The sequence below is a fragment of the Candidatus Eisenbacteria bacterium genome (assembly GCA_016235265.1).
Classification (GTDB): Bacteria; Eisenbacteria; RBG-16-71-46; order RBG-16-71-46; family JACRLI01; genus JACRLI01.
Genome location: JACRLI010000009.1, coordinates 30,513 through 55,395 on the forward strand (window position 1 = coordinate 30,513; position 24,883 = coordinate 55,395).

17 protein-coding genes are annotated in these 24,883 nt (G+C 69.2%); 10 read left to right on the top strand and 7 right to left on the bottom strand.

The window, feature by feature from the left end:
- Window positions 1-101: 101 nt before the first annotated feature.
- Entirely contained in the window at window positions 102-1,127 is a 1,026-nt protein-coding gene (locus HZB25_04860; GenBank protein MBI5836555.1) for a cytochrome c3 family protein, read from the bottom strand.
- Between the two features lie 127 nt (window positions 1,128-1,254).
- Window positions 1,255-2,277, bottom strand: coding sequence for an NHL repeat-containing protein (locus HZB25_04865; GenBank protein ID MBI5836556.1), 1,023 nt, complete (start codon window positions 2,275-2,277; stop codon window positions 1,255-1,257).
- A gap of 542 nt (window positions 2,278-2,819) precedes the next feature.
- Here HZB25_04865 and ccsA point away from each other — a divergent pair.
- Window positions 2,820-5,042, top strand: a complete 2,223-nt coding sequence (ccsA, locus tag HZB25_04870; protein ID MBI5836557.1) for a cytochrome c biogenesis protein CcsA — start codon at window positions 2,820-2,822, stop codon at window positions 5,040-5,042.
- A gap of 66 nt (window positions 5,043-5,108) precedes the next feature.
- Window positions 5,109-7,151, top strand: coding sequence for a cytochrome b/b6 domain-containing protein (locus HZB25_04875; GenBank protein ID MBI5836558.1), 2,043 nt, complete (start codon window positions 5,109-5,111; stop codon window positions 7,149-7,151).
- A gap of 178 nt (window positions 7,152-7,329) precedes the next feature.
- On the opposite strand, the gene HZB25_04880 is transcribed toward HZB25_04875, so the two are convergent.
- Entirely contained in the window at window positions 7,330-9,111 is a 1,782-nt protein-coding gene (locus HZB25_04880) for a cytochrome c3 family protein (protein ID MBI5836559.1), read from the bottom strand.
- Between the two features lie 579 nt (window positions 9,112-9,690).
- Here HZB25_04880 and HZB25_04885 point away from each other — a divergent pair.
- From HZB25_04885 to HZB25_04920, 8 genes are all read left to right on the top strand, one after another.
- A complete protein-coding gene (locus tag HZB25_04885; GenBank protein ID MBI5836560.1) occupies window positions 9,691-9,945 on the top strand; it encodes a ferrous iron transport protein A in 255 nt (84 codons plus the stop codon).
- A gap of 2 nt (window positions 9,946-9,947) precedes the next feature.
- On the top strand, window positions 9,948-11,834 hold the full coding sequence (gene feoB / locus HZB25_04890; protein MBI5836561.1) for a ferrous iron transport protein B: 1,887 nt from the start codon (window positions 9,948-9,950) through the stop codon (window positions 11,832-11,834).
- A 441-nt stretch (window positions 11,835-12,275) separates the two neighbouring features.
- Window positions 12,276-13,007 carry a hypothetical protein gene (locus HZB25_04895; protein MBI5836562.1) on the top strand — a complete coding sequence of 244 codons (732 nt, stop codon included), beginning with the start codon at window positions 12,276-12,278 and terminating at the stop codon, window positions 13,005-13,007.
- Window positions 13,007-13,789, top strand: coding sequence for a 4Fe-4S dicluster domain-containing protein (locus HZB25_04900; GenBank protein ID MBI5836563.1), 783 nt, complete (start codon window positions 13,007-13,009; stop codon window positions 13,787-13,789). Before HZB25_04895 ends, HZB25_04900 begins: the two co-directional genes overlap by 1 nt.
- 11 nt (window positions 13,790-13,800) lie before the next feature.
- Window positions 13,801-14,994 (top strand): polysulfide reductase NrfD, encoded by a 1,194-nt coding sequence (gene nrfD, locus HZB25_04905; GenBank protein ID MBI5836564.1) that lies wholly within the window; start codon window positions 13,801-13,803, stop codon window positions 14,992-14,994.
- A gap of 30 nt (window positions 14,995-15,024) precedes the next feature.
- Entirely contained in the window at window positions 15,025-17,895 is a 2,871-nt protein-coding gene (locus HZB25_04910) for a hypothetical protein (GenBank protein ID MBI5836565.1), read from the top strand.
- A gap of 159 nt (window positions 17,896-18,054) precedes the next feature.
- A complete protein-coding gene (locus tag HZB25_04915) occupies window positions 18,055-18,258 on the top strand; it encodes a hypothetical protein (GenBank protein ID MBI5836566.1) in 204 nt (67 codons plus the stop codon).
- Window positions 18,255-19,685, top strand: a complete 1,431-nt coding sequence (locus tag HZB25_04920; protein ID MBI5836567.1) for a transposase — start codon at window positions 18,255-18,257, stop codon at window positions 19,683-19,685. Before HZB25_04915 ends, HZB25_04920 begins: the two co-directional genes overlap by 4 nt.
- Window positions 19,686-19,764: 79 nt before the next feature.
- On the opposite strand, the gene HZB25_04925 is transcribed toward HZB25_04920, so the two are convergent.
- From HZB25_04925 to HZB25_04940, 4 genes are all read right to left on the bottom strand, one after another.
- On the bottom strand, window positions 19,765-20,019 hold the full coding sequence (locus HZB25_04925) for a SemiSWEET transporter (protein MBI5836568.1): 255 nt from the start codon (window positions 20,017-20,019) through the stop codon (window positions 19,765-19,767).
- 199 nt (window positions 20,020-20,218) lie between these two features.
- A complete protein-coding gene (locus HZB25_04930) occupies window positions 20,219-23,158 on the bottom strand; it encodes a carboxypeptidase regulatory-like domain-containing protein (protein MBI5836569.1) in 2,940 nt (979 codons plus the stop codon).
- 82 nt (window positions 23,159-23,240) lie between these two features.
- Entirely contained in the window at window positions 23,241-24,080 is an 840-nt protein-coding gene (locus HZB25_04935) for a molecular chaperone (protein ID MBI5836570.1), read from the bottom strand.
- A gap of 215 nt (window positions 24,081-24,295) precedes the next feature.
- Window positions 24,296-24,817 (bottom strand): DUF4402 domain-containing protein, encoded by a 522-nt coding sequence (locus HZB25_04940; protein MBI5836571.1) that lies wholly within the window; start codon window positions 24,815-24,817, stop codon window positions 24,296-24,298.
- Between the last annotated feature and the right edge of the window lie 66 nt (window positions 24,818-24,883).

Genomic DNA, 24,883 nt, shown 5'->3' on the forward strand with positions numbered 1-24,883 from the left:
TTGCCGAATGCAGGCGACGCGGGCCTCGCGGCCCGCGTCACCCTCTCCGACCGGCCCGGGCATCCCTCAGGCCTTGGCCAGGAATCGGATCTACGCCAGGCCTAGCCCTGGACGTGGCACTGCTTGCACAGGTCCTTGAGGATGCCACCGTCGCCCTCTTCAGCCACGGTGCCGGTGCCCGTCATGTAGATTAGGCCAAACGCGTTCTTGTTGCCATGGCTCTTGTGGCAGCTGAAGCAGGACGGCGTCACCGTGTTGTCGGCGGTGGTGCCGTTCCACAGGCCCTGCGAGTCCATGACCTTCACGCGGTTGGTGCGGCTGTTAAACACGGTGATGCTGGAGATGTACGTCGTCGTCGGCGTGTTGCCGATGTTGACGTCGGACGTCGGGTGACGCAGCCACGGGTTGGCATTGCCGGTCGGACCCGTGCCACCGCTCAGGCCGCCCATGTTGGCAGAGCCGCCGGCGCCGTGGAAGTTGGTGTGACAGGTGGCGCACCAGTTGCCGTACGCGCTCTTGGTGACGTCGGGCTCGTTGTAGTCCACGTCGACCACGCTGTAGGCGTTCGCCGCGCGCTCGAACACGTCCTTGGTGAGGTCGTTGGTCGAGACGGCGTAGGTCACGGCCTTGCCCGTGAAGGCGCCGCGGTTGAGCAGGTTGCGGTACTGGGTGGCGATGCCGTGCTGGGCGTGGCAGTTCACGCATTCAAGGCCGACGGTGGTCGAGAAAGTGCCGCCAGGAGCGGTGGCCGTCGACCACAGCGTGTGACCGTTGATCCCGTCGTAGCCGACGTCGTTGGCGCGGTGCAGCGGGTCGGCGTTCAGGGCGCCGGCCAGGCGGACGTTGGTGTTGGAGTTGTTGCCGAACACGTCCGGCGCAAACGTCTGCCCGTCGTGGCAGGTGAGGCACAGGTCGTTGGGCTCAGCGCGAAGCAGGTCGGCGAACGGGCCGCCGGCAGCCAGCGCCGGGGTCGGGCCGCCCACGGTGTAGCCATGGGAGTTGCTGTAGTGCATCACGTGACAGTCGCTGCAAATCAGGGTGGCACCCACGTGGTAGTCGCCGGCGACGGCGACGCCCGCGAAGGCGATCAGGCCTAGAACGGCCACGAGGCTAATCAGGCGCTTCATTTGGTTGCTCTCCTATCCTGTGTGAACTCGCGGTTTGGAAGCCGAAAGACGCCTCGATCTGGGACCCGGGTGCCACCTCCTTTCGGACATACCTGGTATTCAGTTCGAAGATCCGGACCTCCGCTGGTCAGCGGATGGTCATGAGTTGAAACCGCCCACCCTCGCGCTCGGCCACCGCCAGCCACTTGCCGCCGTCGCTGGCCACCGCGCTCGGGTACTTGAAATCTCCGGGGCCCGCACCCAACCCCCCGATCATTCCCAGGAAGGCCCCGGATGAAGCGAACACCTTGATGACCTGGCGGATCTCGTCGGTCACCCAGATCCGGCCGTCGGCGCTGACCGCCACCGCGGAGGGGAAGGAGAAATTGTCCTGTCCCACGTCGTGCCGCCCGAAACCGCCGAGGTACGCGCCCTGCGCGTCGAAGATCTGGACCGCCTGGTCGGCCCCGATTGAGGTCACCACCACCCGACCGTCCGGGCCCGCAGCGATTCCCGACAGCTGCGTCAGTTCCCCCGGGGCCTTGCCCGCGATGCCCCACGAGCCCCTGGGCTTGAAATCCTGCCCAAAGGAGTAGACCTTTCCGGAATCCCCGCGCACCGCCACGAAGATCATCCCGTTCGGTGCCACCGCCACCGCCCCCGCGCCCTGCCATCCGCCCTCAGGTTCGAGGCGCGCGACGGAACGACCGCGGAAGTCGAGCACGTCCACGTAGGAGGCCATGTTATCGACCACGTACAGCCGCCCGGCCCGGTCAACGGCGATCCCGCGAGGCTGCCCGTCGACGTAAGTCCCGGCCGGCGTAGCCACGCGGTGCATGAACCTGGCCTTGGGTCGGCCTCTCAGGTCGAATATGTCGATCCGGCCCGACCCCGTGTTGGCGAGATAGACCTCGCCGCGCTCCGCGCTGATCGCGATCCCCCGGGGGGAGCTGAACGGGACCGAAGAATCCAGGCCGTAGACCACCAGCGCCGGTTCGGCAAGCGCGGTGGCAGCCGTCGTCCCCCCACCGGCGCGGCCAGAACCGGCGGGAGGAGGATCAGCCGCGCCAAACAGCGAAAAAGCCAGCACCGCACCTGACAGGCAGCGGGCCGCGGCCAGCGGGAGCCCGTTGCGGGTCATGGGGGAGCGGGTCATGGGCTTCGCTGTCACTGGAGCCTCCGAATCGGATTCCGGGTCTTCGACTGGCGGCCAGCTCGTCTGCGACACCACATCTCTAAGTGAACCATTTCACAAGTAGTGTACAACCCCGTCTCACTCGCAACGCATGTGCCAGCTTATCCTGGAGGCCCCGGGGTGCCTGCAAACCCGTCTATCTAAAAGCGCAACAAGCAGACCAGATGGGGAGGGGCGAAGCGACAACCTCTTAGACCTGTGGAATCCGGGCCCATTTGCTGCCAGCGTGACAGATCTTCCTGACATATTGGCCGCCCGGAGTGGGGGTGGGGGAATTGACGGAATGTTGGAGGGAATTGACGATTTCCCCGGCGGGCAGGTGGGAGGGTGTGGTAATCATGGACACCCGGGCTGTCCACGGATCTCGCAGGGGGCCTGCGGAGCGGGGCGGAGGACCATTCCGAGCGGGTACGGAAGTTGCAGACTGGCTAGCGGACCGCAACCGAAATCCGGGGTGTTCGCGAACCCGCCCCGGGCCCGTCGCCGCAAGGGCCTCCCCGATTCGCTCCGAGGACTTCATGGACCCAGGCCACATCCTGATCATCGTCGCACTGCTCGCATCGGTCCTTTCCGCGGCGTTGTACGCGGCGGGACTGCTGGGACGGCGGGTTCCCGGCGCGGCGGGTTGGGCCTACGCCCTGCACAGTGCCGCGATCCTGGGTGCCATGGGTCTGCTGGTCCGCGCCTTCCTCGCGCACGACTTCAGATTCGAGTACGTGGTGCAGTACAGCTCCCGGGCGCTCTCGCCGGCGCTCACCTTGGCCGCCAGCTGGGCGGGCCAGGAGGGCAGCATCCTCCTGTGGGTCGCGCTGGGCGCGCTGATGGGCCTGGCGCTGCTGCGCCAGCCGGGGCCGCTGTCCAGGCCGGCGATGTTCTTCGTGAACATCGGGCAGATCTTCCTGCTGGTCCTGCTCATGGTGAAGAGCCCCTTCCGCACCGTATCGCCGGTGCCCGCCGACGGCATGGGGCTCAACCCGCTGCTCGAAGACCCGTGGATGGTGCTGCACCCGCCGATCCTGTTCCTGGGCTACGCGGCGCTGCTGATTCCCTCGGCGCTGGCGTGCGCCGCGCTGTGCCTCCAGGATTACCGGAGCTGGAACAAGGTGGTGTGGCCGTGGGTGCTCATGGGGGTGGTCACGCTGGGCCTGGGGATCGGCATGGGCGGCGTGTGGGCCTACAAGGTGCTGGGCTGGGGCGGGTACTGGGGCTGGGACCCGGTCGAAAACGCCTCGCTGGTGCCGTGGCTGGTCACCGTGGCGCTGCTGCACGGGCTGTTCATCCAGCGCAACACCGGCGCGGTGATCCGCACCAACCTGCTGCTGGCGCTGCTGGGCTGGATCACCGTGATGGGCGGCACGTACCTCACGCGCAGCGGCGTGCTCCAGGACTTCTCCGTGCACTCCTTCTCCGACTCGGGCCTGAACACCCCGCTGATCGCCTTCCTGGCCGGCACCGCGCTGTTCTCGCTGGCGCTGATCGTGGTCCGCTGGCGCTCGATTCCCGACCACATGTCGAACTGGATCGCGGTCTCGCGCGAGTCGGCGCTGTGGCTGGGCCTGATCACCGTGCTGGTGCTGGCCGCGTTCGTGACGCTGGGCACCACCGCCCCGCTGCTCACCCGCCTGGCCGGCACCCCGGCCGGGGTGAAGACCTCCTTCTACGAGAAGGTCAGCCTGCCGCTGGGCATCCTGCTCACCATGCTGATGGCCCTGGCCCCGGCCATGCGCTGGTCGCGGCAGGAGAGCAAGGGCTGGTGGGTGGCGTTGTGGCCCGGCCTGGCGGCCGCGGCGGTGACCCTGGCCCTGTGCCTGCTGGGCGGCATGCGCGACCCCGGCCACCTGGTGCTGACGGTGGCGGCCGCGATGGCGCTGGGCATGAACGTGATCAACGCGGTGCGCATGTTCCGCCGCGGGTGGGAGTTCGGCGCCGCCAACCTGGGGCACCTGGGCATCGCGGTGATGGTGCTGGGAATGGTCGTCTCGGCCTCCCTGGGCAAGTCCGAGCGCGTGCGCCTGGTGCAGGGACAGCCCGGCCAGGCGCTGGGCTACACGCTCACCTACCAGGGTGACGAGCCGGGCCGGCCCATGGAGAAGCTGCTCAAGATCCAGGTCAGGAAGGGCGACTTCGTGTTCGACGCGCGGCCGTCGCTGATGGGCTCCGCGCGCGGCGAAGGGGTGATGCGCAAGCCGGCGATTCGCAACTCCCGCGACCTGTACCTCTCGCCGCTGGAGGTGCAGGAGGCCGATCCGGGCCTGCCGCAGACGTCCCCGGGAGTCAGCCGCCTGGTGAAGGGCGAGCCGGTGACCCTGGGCCGGGTGACCTACACCTTCACAGGGTTCCGCATGGCGAGCGGCGCGAAGTCCATGGTGGTCTACGCTGACATCCAGGTTGCGGAGTACGGCAAGCCGCCGGTGACCGTGTCGCCGGGCCTGAGCCACGCGGCCGCGGGCAAGGAGCCGGTGGATGCCGAGATCCCGGGCATGGGCACCGTCTCGCTGGCAGGCATGCAGGTGGAGTCCAAGAGCATCCTGGTGGCCCTCCCGGGTGGCGAGGCGGCGCCCGCCTCCGGGGGCGGGGTCGCCATCGTGGAGTTGAGCACCAAGCCGTTCATCACGCTGGTGTGGTTGGGGGCGGCCCTGGCGCTGCTGGGATCGGCGCTGGCGGGCCTGCGGCGCGCCGGCCAGTGGGTCGGCAACCGGCCCCGGGAGGCCGCGGCCGCGACACCGGCCACAGGCTCTTAGCAGAAGCTCCGGCCGCGCCGGCGCACCGCTGCGCGCGGGCCAATTTCAAGTGGGGAGGCGGTGGAAATGATACTCGGGATCCTCGCGGCGCTGGTGCTTGCCACGTCCACCCCGGCGACGCAGGACGCCGACTGTCTGAACTGCCACGCCGACCAGGAACTCAAGTCCGAATCCGGCAGGAACGTGCACGTCGCCGCCGAGGCGTTGAAGACCGGCGCGCACGGCAATCTCCACTGCCAGTCCTGCCACACGACCATCAAGGACTATCCGCACCCGGCCCGGCCGGCGAAGCCGCAGTGCACCTCCTGCCACGCGCAGACGGCGGGGAACGTGCGCGGGAGCGCCCACGCGGCGCAGGGCCCCGGCTCGTGCGCCGGCTGTCACGGGGCGGGACACGACGTGAAGCCCGCCCGCCAGGTCGGCCTGGGGCAGTGCGAGTCGTGCCACGCCAGGGAAGTCGGGCAGTACCGCGCCAGCATGCACGGGGTGGGCCGCCGCACCGGGGTGGTGGACAGCCCCACGTGCAAGTCCTGCCACGGCTCCGTTCACGCGGTGCTGCTGCACACCGACCCGAAGTCCCCCGTGGCCCGGGAGAACCTGCCCGCCACCTGCGGCGCCTGCCACGCCAACCCCGATTTCGTGGCCCGCCACGACATCCCGTTCGCCCGCCCGGTGGAGGCCTACAAGCTCAGCGTGCACGGCCGCGCCATGGCCCGGGGCAACACCAGTGCCCCCAGCTGCTCCGACTGTCACACCGCGCACTCGATCTACCCCGGCACCGACGCGCGCTCGTCCTTGAACCACACGAAGGTGCCCGGAACCTGTGGAGCCTGTCACAGCGAGATCGGCCGCGTGTACGCGCAGAGCGTGCACGGGGTGGCCGCCCGCCACGGCGTCCCCGGCTCGCCGGTGTGCACCGACTGTCACGGAGAGCACTCCATCCTGGCGCCCTCCGAGGCCAATTCGCTGGTCAACCCCGCGCGGGTGTCCACGGTCACCTGCGGGCGCTGCCACTCGGACGAGCGGCTGGCGCAGCGCTACAACCTGCCGCGCGACAAGGTGGCCGCCTACCAGGACAGCTACCACGGCCTGGCGAAGCGCTCCGGGTCCACCGTGGTGGCCAACTGCGCGTCGTGCCACGGGGTGCACAACATCCTGCCTTCGAGCGACCCGCGCTCCACGATCCACGCCTCGAACCTGGGCCGTACCTGCGGCACCTGCCACCCCGGCGCCGGCGAGCGCTTCAGCATCGGCCAGGTGCACGTGACCAACACCCGCGGGGTGCACCCGGTGGTCTCGTGGGTGCGTTTCGCCTACGTGCTGCTGCTGATCCCGGGCACCATCGGCTTCATGTTGCTGTACGTGATGCTCGACTTCCTCGCCAAGCTGCTGCGCGGGGGCCCGCACTTCAGTTCCGGCGAGAAGCTGGTGCGCATGAACCTGCACTTCCGGATCGAGCACTGGCTGGTGATGCTGAGCTTCCCGATCCTCATCATCACCGGCTTCGCGCTGAAGTTCCCCGAGTCGTGGTGGGCCGCCCCGATGCTGCAGTGGGAGAACCACTTCCCGTTCCGGGGCACGATTCACCGGATCGCGGCGGCCATTCTCACCTTCTCGACCGTGTATCACCTCGTCCACCTGGCCGTGTCGAGGCGCGACCGGATCATGCTCAAGCAGATGATGCCCACGCTGAAGGACGCCACGGACATGGCCGGCATGATCCGCTACAACCTGGGCCTCGGCGGCGAGCGCCCGCGCTTCGGCATGTTCAGCTTCGCCGAGAAGGCCGAGTACCTGGCCTTCATGTGGGGCACCGTGGTGATGCTGGGCTCCGGCCTGGTGCTGTGGTTCAACAACTGGGCGCTGCAGGCCCTGCCCAAGTGGGTCTCCGACGCCGCGACCGCGATCCACTTCTACGAGGCCGTGCTGGCGTCGCTGGCCATCGCGATCTGGCACATGTACATGGTGATCTTCGACCCGGAGGTCTACCCCATGGACAAGGCCTGGCTCACGGGCAACGCCTCCGCCGACCACCTGAGACACTCCCGCGACCGCCGCTACCTCCGCTCGCTGCGCGCCCCGAAGAAGCGCGAGAAGGGGAAGGAGTAGGGCGGCTGGGAGGGAGGCGGGGAAGTTCGATCTCCGCGGCCCAAGCCGCAGCCGACATGCAGAAGGCCCCCGCCCGTCGGGCGGGGGCCTTCCGGTCATCGGTCTGTCCCCCGGTCCGAGGCTGCCTGCCGTTGCCGGGGAGGTTGGTCGCACCGCGCCGCGACCTGGGAGCGATCGCCTACGACGGCGCGTGACACTCGGCGCAAACCGCCTTCACGTCGCGGCGCAGCGGCACGCTCTTGTGTCCCCCGATGTCATGGCACTTCACGCACCCCATCTGCTCCGTGTGCGACTGGTGCGGCATCTTCTTCCCGAACGCGTTCACCGTCAGCGGCGGCACCTTCACTCCGAGCTTGCCGTGGCAGAGCGTGGCGCAGTAGCCGCCGGAGATCAGCGGGGAGGCCGAAATGTCCGGGAGCTCGGATTTCAGCGCCTCGCCGATGGTGGAGAGTTCCTGGTCCGCCTTGCGCATCGCCAGGGATGCCAGGTACACGTTGTGCTCGCCCCGCGAGAAGCGCACGAATTCGGTCCACTGGTCGGCGCGCCCGAGCCGGCGCGCCAGGCGGTCCCGATCGGTGGTGGGCACGGTGGCCCGGGCCAGGGCGGCGCGCGCCGCCGCGAGCTTCTTCTCCAGCTGGCCAAGCCCCTGCTGGAACTCCGTCTTGGTCTCCTCCCAGACGCCGCGGTACTTCGCGCCGTGGCACTTCACGCACGCCTCGTGCGAGGCGCGCCAGTTGCGCCCGCGGAACTGGACCTCGCGTGGGTCGCCGCCCTTCACCGTGTGACAGGCGATGCAGTCCACGTTGGCGACGTACATGGGGCTGGGGATGCGGGGCAGGCCCAGGCCGGCCACCTCGCCGGTGTACATCTCGCGCGTGCCGGCGTGCTTGTTCTCGTGGCAGGTGGCGCAATCGAAGGACAGCGGGGGATGGCCGCTGCCCGGCACCATCACCGAATCGGCGGCGGCCCTATTCGCGGTCGCGGCCCCGTCCGGGCCCGCCTTGGCCATCTCGGCGGGGCTGCCCAGGACCTGCGCCTCCGAGCCGCCTCCCGCACCCGCCCCGTGCCGCAGGGGCTCGTGGCAGTGGAAGCAGGCCACGTGGTGCCGGGTCACGTGGTTGTCATGCACGAACGGGATGTCGTTGAACTTGGCGATCTTCTCCGGCTGGTTGTGGCACGTGAAGCAGCGGTCCTGCTCCACCTTGCCGGTGCCGCCCAGGATCTCGCTGTGACAGTCGGTGCACCCGATGCCGCGCTTCACCACGAAGTCGCGGTGGTTGTAGGTCATGTTGCCCAGCTTGAAGTCCCGCGCCGGCAGGTTGTGGCAGCCGATGCACCCGCCGATGGGCTCGATGGAGCGCCCCTGCGCCTTGCCCTGGAAGTGGCACAGGATGCAGGTGTCGTAGGTCACCTCGATGTGCTTGCCCACCATCACCTGGGAGTGGCACGACACGCAGCGCAGCGCGCGGCCGCGGCGCCGCTCGGTCAGGTGCGGCCGGTGGTCGAAGTTGATTCCCTGCTTGGTGATCAGCCGGCCCTGAAGCAGGCGGCTGGAGTGGCATCCCGAGCGCATGCACGCGGCGTCGTCCACCTCGGCATAGGGCTTCGACGAATACGTGCGCGTGACGTACTTCACCACCTGCGAGAGCGCCTGGAACTTGTGCCACAGGTGGGTGCGCGGCCCGCTGGGCGGGTAGTGGCATTCCACGCACGCCACCTTGTTGTGCTTGGAGACCTTCCACGCCTGGTAATAGGGCTCCATGATGTGGCAGGAGTGGCAGAACGAGGGGCTCTCCGAGTAGTGCACCAGGTTGCCGAGCACCACGACGGCGCCGAGCACGCCCACGACCACGAAGAAGCGGGGCGTGAGGTGGACCTTCCGCGGACCTTCGGCTGGGAACTGCATGCCGAGGACGGAAAGCAGGTTCTTCCACCACGGGCGAGTCGTGGACGCAGGCATCGGGTTGCTCCTATCCATTTCGGAAGTCGGTGTCGCGGCGGAATCAAACGTTGGCCATCATAGGGGCAAAGCAATCCCGGTGCCAAGGAGCAGCCTCGCGGTGGGCGGCTGGAATCGGATACTCGGTCCTGGCTGGGTGCCCGAAGGGGGATTCAGCCTGACTAGTTGTCACGTTGACTGCCATTGTTTCCGGTCACGTGAACGCGCGGTAGACGAAAGGCTACCGACTTTCGGCGCGATCGAGGGCTCCCGGTCGCGCGTGGGAGCCCGCCGGGCAGGTGGAGTGCCCCCTGGGCGCGGTCACCGCGAAGTCCGACACCGTGGCTTGGTCCTTGCTCATAGCACACTGCGTGAAGGGTGGAAGTGGTGGCGGTGGGACGCGCAGTCCGTGGTGGGCGTCGGTGTGGACGCGGGTGGTGGTGACGGGGGCGGACGGGCCGCGACCCGGTGGGTCGGCCGAACTGGCCGCGCCCGGCGCACTCGTGCCGGGCGGTCGCCTGACTGGGCCGGGGACGCCTCCACGGGCAGTGCGTCGTTGTCTTCCTTGATTCGGATCGCGACCTCGCCCCGGGACATTCCATGACCAGCAAACGAAACTCCATCCCGCTCGACCGGCTCAACTCGGGCCAGAGCGTGCGGATCCACTATCTGCCGGAAGGCGACTTCCGCGCCCGATTCATCCGCCTCGGGATCCACGAGGGGGAGCAGGTGCGCTGCCTGGAGCGGCTCCCGGGCGGCACCGTGGTCCTGCAGAAGAACCGCCAGCAGATCGCCATCGGGCACCAGCTTGCCCGGCAGATCCTGGTGGTTGCCGCGGACGACGCGGCCCGCTGAGCATGGAGCCGACCGCGTCGCCGGACACGCCGACGCACTTCGAGCCGCATCCCCACCCGGAGCTCGCATTCCTGCAGCGCGACGGCGGCCGCCCGAAGCTGGTGCTCGTGGGCAATCCGAACGTCGGCAAGTCCATGGTGTTCAACGAGCTCAGCGGCCTGTACATGGATGTGTCCAACTTCCCGGGCACCACCGTCGAGATCACCCGCGCCGCCTACCGGCAATTCGATGTCTACGACACCCCCGGTATCTACGGGGTCTCCTCGTACAACGAGGAGGAGCGCGTGGCCCGCGACATCGTGCTGGCCGCGGACGTGGTGCTGAACGTGGTGGACGCCACCCACCTCGAGCGCGACCTGTTTCTCACCCACCAGCTGCTCGACATGGGCAAGCGCGTGGTGGTGCTGCTGAACTTCATGGACGAGGTGCGCCGGCACCGGATCGACATCAATGTGACGCGCCTGGCGGAGAGGCTGGGAGTGCAGGTGCTCCCGGTGATCGCGGCGCGGCGCGAGGGATTCGAGCGGCTGGACGAGGCCATCGCGGCCGCGCGGGAGGGCGCCCAGGTGACGGAGCTGCACTCGGCGCTCCACTCCATGCTGGACCGGGTGGGGTCGCAGGGGGAGGCGCTGCTGGTGCTGGAAGGCGACCCGGTGGTGGCGGCGCGGCACGGCCTGCCGCCCGGCACCCGCCAGGAGAGCCTCTACATCGGGCGGCGCAACCGGGTGAACGAAGTGGTGAACGAGGTGGTGCACGACCCCACCGCGCACAGCCGGATCGCCGAGCTGGCCGCGAGACTGTCCATCCACCCGCTCACCGGGATCCCGATCCTGCTCCTCACGCTGTATGTCGCGTACCTGTTCGTGGGGCTGCTGGTGGCGCAGAAACTGGTCCATTACACCGAGCTGCAGATCGGCAGGGCGCTGTGGGAGCCGTGGGTGCGCGGCCTGGTGTACCAGGCGCTGCCGCCGGAAACCTGGTTGGCGCGCCTGCTGGTGGGGGAGTTCGGCGTGGTGACCATGACCACCACGTACCTGGTGTTCCTGCTCCTGCCGCTGGTAGCCGCGTTTCACGTGGCGCTCTCGCTGCTGGAGGACAGCGGCTACCTGCCGCGGCTGGCCACCATGGTGGACCGCCTGCTCACCGGGCTGGGCCTCAACGGCAGCGCGGTCATCCCGCTGATCCTGGGGTTCGGCTGCGTCACCACCGCCACCATCACCACGCGCATCCTGACCACGCGGCGCGAACAGACCATCGCCACGGCCATCCTCCAGTTCGCCATACCCTGCTCGGCGCAACTGGCGGTGATCGCCGCGCTGCTGGCCGCGGCCGGCTTCCGGCCCATGGTGGTGTACTGCGGCGTGATCTTCGCCGTCCTGGTGCTGCTGGGGACCCTGCTCAACCGGATGCTCAAGGGCGAGCCGACGCCGCTGCTGCTGGACCTGCCGCCGATGCGCCTGCCGCGCCCCCGAAACGTGGCCCGCAAGAGCGCGCTGCGCACCTACCAGTTCATGAAGGAGGCGTCGGGGTGGTTCCTGCTGGGCGCGCTGGCGTTGAGCGTGGCGCAGGTCACCGGAGCACTCGCCCTGCTCACCCGGGCGCTGGAGCCGATCACGGTGCACTGGCTCAGGCTGCCGCCGGACGCGGCCACCGCGTTCGTGATGGGAGTGGTGCGGCGCGACTTCGGCGCCGCGGGGCTGTACCACATGGACCTGCGCCCCATGCAGGTGGCGGTGGCGCTGGTGACACTCACGCTGTTCGTGCCATGCATCGCCTCGCTGATGGTGATGATGAAGGAGCGCGGCTGGCGCGAGGGCACGATCATCTGGCTGGGCACCTGGGTGGCCGCCTTCGCCGTGGGCGGGGTGGTGGCCCAGGTGTTGGCCTGAGGTTTGCAATGAATCCATCATGCGCGACGCCGGAGCGGCCGCCGGGGGCAGCACCGCCCCGACGCTTCGGGGGGCCGGAAGGGCCCGGAGGAACTCGCGGGGCCGATGCACCCGGATCCATCAGCGGCCCCCGGGTCTCCGAAGTCGCGGCGGGGAGCCGCCCGGAAGCGACGTGCGTGGGCAGGTCCTGCACGCGCTGCGGGCTGCCGGTCGGGAGCCCCTTCGTGCAGGTGTGCCCGCGGTGCGCCGCGGGCCTGCCCCCGACGGAACACGATTGTCCAGGATGCGCGCGGCACGCCGGGTGTCCGACCCGGGGCCGGTAGCAGGCGCGAAGTCGTTCGTTGACAGCGGGGAGGGCGTGTCCCTACCTTCTTCCCGCACGCTTCACGACGATGGGCCCTCCAAGGCCGCGGAAGTAACCCTGTCGAACGGAGAAAGCGAGTGAGAGTCCCGGAGCAGGTGTCCCGGATCGCCGTGGTCGTTGCGGTCGTCCTCGTGGGGGCGGTCGCCCTGCGGTTCTTCATCATCCCGCAGAGCTACTTCTCGACCGCCCTGCATCGCAGTTCCACGGTCAAGCGCGAGGCCGCCAGGGCCGTCCACTACGCCGGCGCACAGGCCTGTCGCGAGTGCCACCAGGAGCAGTTCGACGCCAAGGCGGTGGGCAACCACAAGAACCTGGGTTGCGAGACCTGCCACGGCCCCTCCGCCGCGCACGCGGAGGACCCCAGCTCGGTGAAGCCGGAGGCCCCGCGCGACCGCAAGTTCTGCCCGGTGTGCCACGCGTACGATCCATCGCGACCCACGGGCTTCCCGCAGATCAACCCGACCTCGCACAACCCGCTCAAGCCGTGCGTGAGCTGCCACAACCCGCACGCCCCGGTGCCGCCGCAGACGCCCGAGCAGTGCTCCGCCTGCCACGGGCAGATCGCCCGCACCAAGGCGCAGTCCAGCCACGCGCTCCTCGAGTGCACGGTGTGCCACACGGTGAGCGAGGAGCACAAGAAGAACCCGCGCAGCGCGTTGCCCAGCATCCCGCAGGCGAGGGACTTCTGCGGTCGGTGCCACGGGCAGGCCGCCGGCGAATCCAGCGCACCCAAGATCGACATGGCCACGCACGGCGGCAGCTACCTGTGCTGGCAGTGCCACTACCCGCACCTCCCGGAGGCTCACTAATGGACCGTCGACGCTTTCTGAAGGGGGCGGTGCTGTTCCTGCCCGCCTGCGGCCTGCTGTCGACCGCCGCCCAGCAGGCGCTGGCCGCGGCGCAGGCAAAGAACGCGGCCGCGGGCGAAGCCGACACCGGGCTGGGGGACTACAAGCCCGGCGACCACTGGTACGGCATGGGCGTCGAGATTGACAAGTGCATCGGCTGCAACCGGTGCGTGGAGGCCTGCAAGGCCGAGAACGATGTCCCCAGGGACATGTTCCACTTCCGCACCTGGGTGGAGCGCTACAAGATCCGCCACGACGGCGAGGCCTCGGTGGAGTGCATCAGCACCCAGCAGGGGAAGGAGGCCACGCCGGAGGCCGACCAGGACGTGGTGCGCACCTTCTTCGTGCCCAAGCTCTGCAACCAGTGCGCCCACCCGCCCTGCACGCAGGTGTGCCCGGTGGGGGCCACGTTTCCGACCGAGGACGGCGTGGTGCTGGTGGACAAGGAGCGCTGCATCGGCTGCCGCTACTGCATCCAGGCCTGCCCGTACGGGGCGCGCTACCTGAACCCCCTGACCCGCACCGCCGACAAGTGCACCTTCTGCTACCACCGGCTGGTGAAGGGCCTGGTCCCGGCGTGCGTGGAGGTGTGCCCCACGCAGGCGCGCGTGTTCGGGGACCTGAAGAGCAAGGCCAGCCGGCTGGTGCGGTTCGAGCGCATGAACCACATCTCGGTGCTGAAGCCGGCGCTGAACACGGTGCCGAAGGTCTACTACGCCCAGCTTGACGGAGAGGTCCGATGAACCCGTATTCCATGGAGATGTTCCGCGAGATCATGGGGCGGGTGTCGGGTTACATCTACCCCAACGAGATCGAGATCAACTGGTCCATTCTGATCGTGGTGTACCCGTACCTCACCGGGCTGGTGGCCGGGGCGTTCATCCTGGCGTCGCTGGTGAAGGTGTTCAACGTGAAGGAGCTGCAGCCGACCTACCGGCTGAGCCTGCTCACCGCGCTGTCCTTCCTGCTCATCGCGCCCTTCCCGCTGCTGCTGCACCTGGCGTGGCCCATGAGGTCCTTCGAGATCTTCCTAACCCCCAATCTCACCTCGGCCATGGCCATGTTCGGGTTCGTGTACGCCTGGTACCTGATGGGCGTGCTGCTCCTGGAGGTGTGGTTCGAGTTCCGCCGCGACCTGGTGGTGCTCGCGCGCGAAACGAAGGGGGTGCTGCGGTTCGTGTACCGTCTGTTGTCGCTGTTCTCCAGCGACATCAGCGAGGCCGCGCTGGCGTTCGATCGCAAGGCCATCCGGTTCATCACCATCATCGGCATCCCCTCCGCGTTTCTTCTCCACGGATACGTGGGCTTCATCTTCGGGTCCATCAAGGCCAACCCGTGGTGGAGCTCGGTGCTGATGCCGATCGTGTTCCTGATGTCGGCCATCGTCTCGGGGATCGCGATGGTGGTGCTGTTGTACATGATCATCACCGCGACGCGCAACGAGACCATCGACATGAAATGCCTGGACAAGATCGTCACCTTCCTGTTCTACGCGGTGATCGTGGACTTCTCGCTGGAGTTCCTCGACTTCATCCACCGCCTGTACGAGAGCGAGGAGTCGATCCAGATCCTGGGCCAGCTGATTGCGCTGCGGCTGTTCCAGAACCTGGTCATCCTGCAGGTGCTGATGGGCATGCTGGTGCCCCTGGCCATCCTGGTGGTGGTGGAGTTGCGCCGGTTCAACGACGACATGCGCAAGCTGCTGTACTTCATCTCCGTGATCCTGATCCAGCTGGGCATCTTCAGCACCCGCTGGAACGTGGTGATCGGCGGGCAACTCTTCTCGAAGAGCCTGCGCGGGCTGATGACGTACAAGATGGAGATCACGGGGCTGGAGGGCCTGCTCACGGCGCTGGTGCTGCTGATCCTGCCCTTCGTCATCCTCACGGTGCTGGTGCGCATCCTGCCGATCCGGCGCCTCGACCAGCAGGCTCTGCCCCCGGGCTAGGGGAGACGCGGGCAGACAGGGAGGCAGTGGATGTCGGGAAGGGCCGCGAGGGAGGCCGAGAGGATCCACGGGGCGGGACGGGGCAGGTCCCGGAGGGTGGGGCGCGTGCTGGCGGCGTTCCTGGCGCTGGCCGCGCTCGGCCTGGCCGCCGCGGCGGCCGCGCCCCCGCCGGCGAAGTTCGCGGGGGCGGAGGCCTGCCTGGAGTGTCACGAGGTCGGGGCGCCCGGCCCGCGCAAGGACGGCAACGCGCCCCGGGTGGACCCGGCCCTGCACGGCTCGGCGCACGCCGCCGTGGGCTGCGTGGACTGCCACGCGGACCTGAAGGGGGCGGAGTTCCCCCACCCCGAGAAGCTCAAGCCGGTGGCCTGCGGCTCGTGCCACGCGGACGCGCGCACCCAGGACGAGCGCAGCCTCCACGGCCAGGCCAGCCGGCGCGGGGACGCCCTGGCGCCCACCTGCAAGAGCTGCCACGGTACCCACGGGGTGAAGCGCAAGGGCGATCCCGGATCGCCGGTGGGGGTGATGAACGTGCCCCTGCTGTGCGGCCGCTGCCACCACGAGGGCTCCCCGGTCCAGCTCACCCACGCCATCCCGCAGGACAGCATCCTCGAGAACTACTCCGAGTCCATCCACGGCCAGGGCCTGTTCCGCAAGGGACTGATCGTCACCGCGGTGTGCACCAGCTGCCACACCTCGCACGACGTGCTGCCGCACACCGACCCGCGCTCCTCGATCTCCAAGGGACGCATCGCCGGCACCTGCGAGAAGTGCCACGCCCAGATCGAGCGGGTGCACCGGAAGGTGATCCGCGGCGAGCTGTGGGAGAAGCAGCCGCACATGGTGCCGGCGTGCGTGGACTGCCACCCGCCGCACAAGATCCGCAAGGTGTTCTACACCCAGGGCATGTCCGACCGCGATTGCATGAGCTGCCATTCCCGGGCGGATCTCCAGTCCAGGACCGGCATCCCGGCCCACCAGTTGCAGGTCAGCGCCGACTCCCTGGGCACCTCACGCCACGCCAAGGTGGCCTGCGTGCAGTGCCACACCGGCGGCTCCCCCTCGCTGGTGCGGCCGTGCAGCACCATGCAGGGCAGGGTGGATTGCTCGGTGTGCCACGCCCAGGTGGTGGAGGAGTACCGGGGCAGCAAGCACGGCGAGCTGGCCGCGAGGCAGAGCCCCGACGCGCCGGTGTGCAAGGACTGTCACGGCACGCACGGCATCAAGGGGCGGCTGCAGTCGGAATCGCCGACCTACCCGCGCAACATTCCCGCGCTGTGCGGGCGGTGCCACCGGGTGGGGCAGAAAGCTTCACTTCGCTACAAGGGCACCGAGCGAAGCATCGTGGAGCACTACACCGAGTCCATCCACGGCAAGGGTCTGCTGGAGAGCGGGCTGACGGTGACCGCGACGTGTGCCAACTGCCACACCGCGCACGGAGAGAGGCCGGTGACGGATCCCCGGTCCACGGTGAACCCCGCCAACGTGGCCACCACGTGCTCCCAGTGCCACCGCGGGATCTACGACCTGTTCGTGAACAGCGTGCACTCGCCGTCCGTGACGAAGACGAAGCTGAAGCTCCCGACCTGCCAGGACTGCCACACGGCGCACGGCATCCAGCGCTCCGACCGGGAGAACTTCCAACTCACGATCATGACCCAGTGCGGCAACTGCCACAAGGAAATCGCCAGGCGCTACTTCGACACCTACCACGGCAAGGTCACCAAGCTGGGCTACACCAAGACCGCCAAGTGCTACGACTGTCACGGGGCGCACGACATCCTGCCGGTGTGGAACCCGAAGTCGCACCTGCACCGCAACAACATCGTGAAGACCTGCGCCCAGTGCCACCCCGGCTCCAACCGGCGATTCGCGGGCTACCTGACGCACGCCACGCACCACGATCCCAACAAGTACCCGTTCCTGTTCTACACCTTCTGGGGCATGACCAGCCTGCTGCTGGGCACATTCACGGTGGCCGGGCTGCACACGCTGGCGTGGCTGCCGCGCTCGCTGCAGTACCGCCGGCAGATCGCGGCGGCTCTGAAGCAGGCCGAGGAGGCCCACGGCGGCGCGCCGGAGCAGTACGTGCGGCGGTTCACGCCGTTCTACAACAAGCTGCACCTCATGGTGATCGTGAGCTTCTTCAGCCTGGCGCTGACCGGCATGACGCTGAAGTTCTCCTACACCGGCTGGGCCCACGTACTGGCGCGGCTGTTCGGCGGGTTCGAGTCGGCCGGGATGATCCACCGCCTGGGCGCCATCGTCACTTTCGCCTACTTCGCCCTGCACCTGTGGGACCTGCTGACGCGCAAGCGCAAGGAAGCCGGCGGCCTGAAGAACCTGCTCCTGGGGATCAACAGCATGATCCCGAACCTGACCGACTGGAAGGAAGTGGTCGGCTCGGTGATGTGGTTCCTGGGGAAGGGCCCGCGGCCCCAGTACGGTCGCTGGACCTACTGGGAGAAGGTGGACTACTTCGCCGTGTTCTGGGGCGTGACCGTGATCGGCCTCACCGGGCTGCTGCTGTGGTTCCCGGAGTTCTTCACTCTGTTCGTCCCGGGCTGGCTGCTGAACGTGGCCACCATCATCCACAGCGACGAGGCGTTGCTGGCAGTGGGCTTCATCTTCACCATCCACTTCTTCAACACCCACTTCCGGCCCGAGAAATTCCCGATGGACCCGGTCATCTTCACCGGCCGGATCCCGCTCGAGGAGTTCAAGATTGACCGGCCGCGCGAGTACGAGCACCTGGTGAAGACCGGCAAGCTCGAGGAGCACCTCGTCGAGGCGCCGTCGCCGCGCATGATGCACCTGTGGCGGGTCTTCGGGTTCACGGCGCTGGGCGTGGGCATCTCGCTGATCCTGCTGATCCTGTACGCGGCGCTGTTCAAGTACAAATGAGCGGACGTGCCTGAAAATGCGGAACCCCCGGTCCCATGGGCCGGGGGTTCCCTCGCGTTTGGCCCTAACTAGATAGAAGCTTGGTCCGGAGAGGATTTCCGTTGACGCTGGTTGGGTTTTGGTGTCTAGTGATATCACTAGTCTACCAAGGAGGATCCCATGGGCTACCCAACCAAAGTCCAGCTCATCAAGCGCAAGGAGAGCGAGCAGTGGTACGTCAACTTTCCCTCCGCCGTGGCTCAGGCCATGGAGTTCGAGCGGGGTGAAGTTGTCGAGTGGATCATCGAGGACAAGTCGCAACTGGTGGTGCGTCGGCAGAGGGTCCCGCCCTCGGCGCTCAAAAAAAAACCGCGCCGGGCATGATCGAGGCGTTCGACGCTCTCTGGGAGCAGGCCCGACCCGCCTTCCGCCAGGAGCGCACCTGGCAGCGGGCCCGCACACTGGCCCTGAGTGCGCTGGTGGGATTGGGACGCCGCACCATCACCGGACTTCTCACCACCTGCGCACAACAGGGCCGGGACTGGTCGGCAAGCTACCGCCTCTTCGAGCAGGAACGCTTCGATGCCGACGCGCTGTTCACTCCGGCCCGGCGCGCCGTGGGAGCGCGCCTGGCTGAAGGGCTTCCCTTGGTCGTTTCGATGGACGACACCCTGGTGCGCAAACGTGGGCGGCGCGTTCATGGCACAGGCTGGAAGAGGGATCCCCTGGGCCTGGCGTTCCGACCCAACTTCGTCTGGGGGCAACGGTTCCTGCAGATCTCCGCCGCCTTGCCCGAGAGCACGGCGCTGTGTCGGGCCCGGGGAGTGCCGATCGATCTGGTCCACAGCCCCTCGCCGCGCAAGCCCCGCAAGAGATCTTCCGAGTCGGACTGGGACGCGTACCACCAGCTGCAGCAGTCGATGAAGCTGAGCTCGGTCAGCGTGGCCCGCCTGCGCCACCTGCGCGCAGCCATGGACGCTGATCCCGAGCATGCCGGGCGTTCCCTGATCGCGGCCGTGGACGGTTCCTTCACCAACCGCGAGGTCTTCCGGAGCCTGCCCGAGCGGACCACCCTGATCGGACGCATCCGCAAGGATGCCCGGCTGTTCCTTCCCCCATCCCAACCCTGCACGCCTCGTCGCGGCCGCCGCAGCTACTACGGTGCCGCACTGCCCACACCCGAAGAGATCCGCCTGGACGAGAGCACCCAATGGATCCCGGTCCAGGCGTGGGCTGCCGGCCAGCTCCACCTGTTCTCGGTCAAGACCTTGCCTGCTGTGCGGTGGGCGGGCACGGGCGGGAAAGACGCACGTCTGGTCATCATCCGTCCCCTGGCCTACCGGCCACGCAAGGGAGCCCACCTGCTCTACCGTAGTCCCGCCTACCTCCTGTGCACCGACCCGCACCTCTCACTCGAACAGTTGCTGCAAGCCTACCTGTGGCGCTGGGAGATCGAAGTGAACTTCCGGGACGAAAAGACACTCCTGGGAGTGGGGGAAGCGCAGGTCCGCACCAGAGCCTCGGTGGAGAACGTGCCGTCCCTGCTCGTGGCGGCCTACGCCTTCATGCTGCTGGCAGGAACGCGCGAGAAGTCACTCGATCTGCCCACGATCCCCCTGCCCAAATGGCGCAGAGTCATGCCCGGGGACCGCACCACCACCAACCGCCTCATCGGCTACCTGAGGGCCCAACTCTGGGGAAAGGGCATGGGAGCGAATATGAGCCACTTCGTGAACACGCACCAGGCAGACACGAAGCCCACCTTATTCGCCGACTCCCTGCCACAGGCAGTCTGCTACGCCTTCAGATAGCCAAACGCGAGGGAACCCCCGGTCCCATGGGCCGGGGGTTCCGCGTTTCAGGGGCTCGGCGGGGGAGCGCCGGGCCGGATCAGCCACTTCGCAGCTTGAGCACCAGCAGCGTGAGGCTGAACAGAAACGTAACGGTGTTCGCCGCGATCAGGGGGAGGTCCCGGATCAGCACCCCGTAGACGAGCCACAGGAACACGCCGGTGGTCATCACCACGAACATGCCCAGCGAGATGTCGCCGGTGGAGCGGGTGCGCAGCGTGCGCACGACCTGGGGAACATAGGCCAGGGTGGTGCACGCGGCGGCCACCAGGCCGAGCAGGGATACGAGCTTCATGCGGTGATGTGCCGGGGCGCGGCCCCGTCCTCCTTGCCCGGCAGGGTAACACAGCGTGCGGCAGGCGGCGCGCGGGGATTCGGGGCGGGGATTCGAGGCGGGTTCGCGGAATCCGAGACGAAGTCCGGTGGAACTTCCAGCGCCACGTCCCGGGCGGCTTCCGGGGTGGATTCCCGGACGGGCGCCGCAGGGTCGTTTCCTACGGCGTTCTGCGCCCCGCGCCCAGCAGGCGCAACAGCGCCCGCCCGATTTCACGGAACGGCTCGTCCCAGTTGGGCCGCGGGCCCGGGGTCACCCGGGGCGTGGTGTCGGGCGCGGCCAGGAAGCGCGGGAGCGCCGGCAGCCCGGCGAGGGTGCGGCCGTGGTCTGAGGTGCCGCGCGCGGCGGGGGCCGCGGCCGGCGGCGCGGGGGGCGCGGGCGAGGGCATCGCCGGGACGAGCTTCGGCGCGGACATGACCGGGATTCTCCGCGCGACCGTGACGGTGTGCGCCGCCGGCGGCGGCGCGGCGCTCGCGGCGCTCGCGCGCCCGGCGGTCGTCGGGGCGAGTGCCAGGGAGCCGGTGGCCTGCGCTCCGCCGGCGGGTCCGAGCACGAAGTCCACGCCCTCGCGCAGCGTGCCCCCGGCCTCCACCTCGATCTGCCGCGGCTCGGGCGCCACCACTCCCAGGGCCAGCATCTGCGGAGCCGCGAACTGCACCCGGTAGCGCCCGGGCAGCAGTTCGGCGAAGTTGTAGAAGCCGTCGTAGTCGCTGTGCGTGCGGCGCACCGCCCGGCCGCGGCCCTCGTCCACCAGCTGGACCTCGACTCCCTCCGCGGGCCGCAGGGACGCGGCGGCGTTCCGGTGCAGCGTGCCGCTGATCTCCCCGGAGACCGCCACCGGGAAGTCCACCGTGGTCACGCGCCCGGGGCGCGGGACCATCTCCACCGCCCGGCGCTCCAGCACCCATTGCGGGTCCTCGAGCGAGCCCGGCACCACCCCCAGCTCCACGCTGCGGTCCGCGGGCAGGTGGCTCAGGAACGCCAGGCCCTGCCGGTCCGTCTGGCCGGGACTGTACGACTCGTCCAGCAGCAGGCTGGCTCCCTCGATGGGCTCCTCGCCGGGATCCATTGCGCCGTTGCCGTTGCGGTCCAGGAAGACCCGCGCCGAGGCCGCACCGGCGACCGCGACGGGGCGCGCATGCGGGTGCCAGCGCCCGGTGCGGGGCTCCCGGTTGAGCCCCAGGCTCAGGCTCAAGCCCGCCGTCACGCCCGCGTCGCGTGCGTACCCGGTGGTCACCCCCACGCCCACCGCCCCGTCGGTCTTCTGGTACGAAAGCTGGTAGCGCACCCGGCCGGTGCTCATCTCCCGCGTCACGCCGGCGCCGTACTGCACGCCGTCGCCGTGCGGCAGCTCGGCCGCCAGCGACAACGCGGTGCGGCGCTCCCGGCGGTCCAGGTCGTAGTCGAACTCGCCGCGCAGCGCGAACCCCTGGATCTGCCTGCTGAACAGCAACAGCCCGCGCAGCGCATCCTCCGGCGCGCCCCCGGTGGAGGGGAACAAGGTGCGGGTCCAGGTGGACATGCTGGTCACGGAGAGACCGCGTCGCGAGCACGAGAGCCGCGCGGCCACCTGGCGCAGGTCGGTGGTGCGGTCGGAGAGATCGCGACTGATCTCCACCACCGCCGGGATGGCCGGGAGCAGCGGGGGGTGCACCAGCGCGTCGAGGCGCAACGACGAGAGCCGCCGTGACCGCAGATGCGTGCCCACGACCTCGCTGCGGAATCCGTCCGCCCGGGTGTGGCGCGCGGTGATGCCGAGCGGCCCCAGCCGCGTCTGCAGCGAGGCGCTGGCCAGCTTGCCATGGCCCTGGTCGCCGGCCACGTCCAGTCCCGCGAGCAGGTTTCCGGCCAGCGCCCGCGCGCCCAGCTTCGCGTAGCGGCGCGTCTCGGGGCCCAGGCGCGCCTGGGCCAGGCTGGCGGTGGCGGACAGGTGCGCGGGCAGGCCCAGGTGAAGCTCCAGCAACGCCCGCTCCTGGGCCCCTCCCAGTCCGCTCGCCGCCAGGCGGTAGTAGGCCTTGCCCGGCGGCGTGAGGTCCGCGCCCACGTTGAAGAAGTCCGTCTCCACCCGGCGCTGCCCCTGCGGTCCGTGGAACACGCGCCGGAAGGAGTTCCAGCCGAACATCAGCGGCACGTCCTCGAAGACGTAGGTCCCGGCGGGGCCCGCCTGCCGGTATGCCAGGATGGCGCCGTTGCGATACAGCTCCACCTCCCAGCCGGGCGGGAGGTCGCCGCGAAAGGTGTGGCGGTCGAACTGGCTCGGCTGCGAGAGGGGGAAGCTGCTCAGCAGGAACCCGGTGCCCAGCGCCGGACGGGACACCGTTTCCAGGCCGGGAAATGCGATCTCGCCCACCGCCAGCTCGCGCGCGTGGAGAGGTCCCAGCAGGTCCCCCTGCAGGTCGCGCCTGCCGGCGTGCAGGCGCAGTTCGGAATGCCCGCCCTGGCCCTGCGAGGTGAGCCGCGCGCCCGCCTCGGTGTACAGCAGATCCATGCTCAGGTAGGCGGTGTGCTGGGACCACGCCCGCCGACCGCCCGTCTCGCCCGGAACCACCGTGACCGCCAGCGTCTGGTCAATGGACGGCGCGTCCCACAGGCGGTAGGGGGTCTCGCGCAGCGGCCCGGACGGCACCCGCGCGCCCATGCGGGCCAGGTTGCCGGCGATGAGGCGCTGCCGCTCGAGGCGCTGCTGCATCGGCAGCGGCTCCCGCGGGACCACTGTGAGCGTGGAGGCATAGGGGTCGAAGACCAGGCTCAGCGGCAACCATGCGGCGAGCGACGCGTGCTCCACGCACAACTCCCCGCCGATGCTCTGCACCTGGCCCGCGGTGAACCGGAATTCGCGGCCGCCCACGCGGACCGTGCGGGTGGCGGCATCCAGCTGGAAGCGCCGCTCCTCGGACAGGATGAACCCGTCGGCGGCAAGCCGGGAACTGTCCACGCGAATGCCCAGGTCCAGCAGCCCGGCCAGGGGGCCCAGGGGGACCATCAGGCCCGTGGGGGCCTGGTAGCAGGCGAGCCCGTCGGTGAGCGTCATGTCGCCGAGGCGCACCGCGACCAGGGTGAGTTCCGGCCCGCCGGCCTCGCCGGGCTCGGCCGCGGGCATCGGCCATGCCGGCCGTTGCCCGGGCACGCACAGCGCGAGCAGGAGGAGCGCCGCGACGAGGCGGGGCGAACCCGGCCTCCGTTCAGCGCAGCGGGAGCGTGGCCTCGGCATGAGGTCCTTCGCCGGCCCCGGGGGCCGCGGCGAACGAGATGTGCAATGTGGCGGTCGGCGGACGATCGCGGGGCAGGCGCAGCGGCAGCAGGAAGACGCGGCGGGGGTTCGGCGCGTACACCGCCACACCGCGCGCCAGGCCCACCACCTCACGCTCGCCCGGGCCGCTCTCCAGCACCGCGGTCAGGTCGCCATACACGGAGCGGTTGCCTTCCCGGTCCAGCACCACGCGCACCCGTTCCTGGGGCGGGGCGCCGGCGGGGTCGTCGAGGCTCACTTCGGAGAGCCGGATGGAAGCACGCGTCTCGCCGTGGCGCACGATCACCGGCACGGAGACGCCGAACACGGGCTTGAGGCGCAGCGTGAGCGTGCGGGTCGCGAGATCCGAGGAGTCTTCACCGGCCTGCTCCGGCAGCGCCTGGATGAGCAGGTGGGAGCGGTATTCGCCGGGGGGCAGGTCCGCCGGCTTGCGCAGCTGCAGGCGCACGGTCTGGGGCACCTGGGGCGCCAGCTCCACGCGGCGAGGCGAGAAGCGCACCAGGCTGTCGGCGAAGAGCTCGGCGCCCTCCGCGTCCTGGATCTCGCGGATCTCGCCGGTCTCGGTCATGCGCATGCGGATGATGCGGAGGCGATAGGTGGCCATCCGGGCGCCGGTGTTGACCAGGGTGAGCTGCGCGCTGCGGACGCCGCCCTCGAACACCACGCGCGTGGGCCCCACCAGCAGTCCGCCCATGCCGCCCGCCCCGACCGCGGGCAGTGGAGGCTGCGGTGCCAACGACTCGGTGGTGGTGGTTTCGAAGGGCGCGCGCAAGGCGGCGAGGCCCTCCGGCGCGGCCGGCGGAGCCGCCTGGCCGATCGGAGGGGAGAGGGCGATCACGCCGGCGATCGCGAGCGCAATTGGGAATCGGGGGAGCCTGGCTCCCGGGAGGGTCCGGCCGGGGTGCAGTCGCGGGTCCGCGCGCATCCGTGCTTCCTTTCCACGCCGGCCCGGTCCTGGGCCCGCGGTGCCGCACATTGCTGGTGAAGCTAGTTGTACGTCACCGTCACGGTGAAGGTGCCGGTGTACACGCCGGTCGCCTGGCTGGCCCCGACATTCAGGGTCGCGCCCACGTACAAGGTCTGGGAACCGCCGCCACTCAGGGTTCCGGTGCCGCTGGGGCTGCTGGTGAAGGTGTCCACGGTCATGTTGTTGCCCGCGCTGCTGATGGTGACCGGACTGGAGGGCAGGGTGATGGCATACGTGTTGGAGGGCTCGCCGGTCACGGTAAAGGTGGCCGACGACACGGACGCGGCGTTGCCCAGCGTGGTGCCTCCGCCCGCCGTGCGCGTGGGGCTGGCTCCGGCGGTGAGCACCACCGTGCCCGACGTTCCGCCCGCGACCACCGAGCCGAAGTTCATGTGGGCGGTGCGACTGATGGCGATCGCCGCTATGATGGTGGCGTTGGCGTTCGCCGTGGTGTTGGCGGTGTTCATCTGGGCCTGCGCCAGGGGCGCAAGGGCGCACGCCGCCGCGACGACGAACAGGCAGGCAACGAATGTGGATTTCATGCGGCTCTCCAGGTCCCGGGATTGAGAGCCCCGCGGCCAATTGCCCGCGGAGCCTGCTGGTCGGGC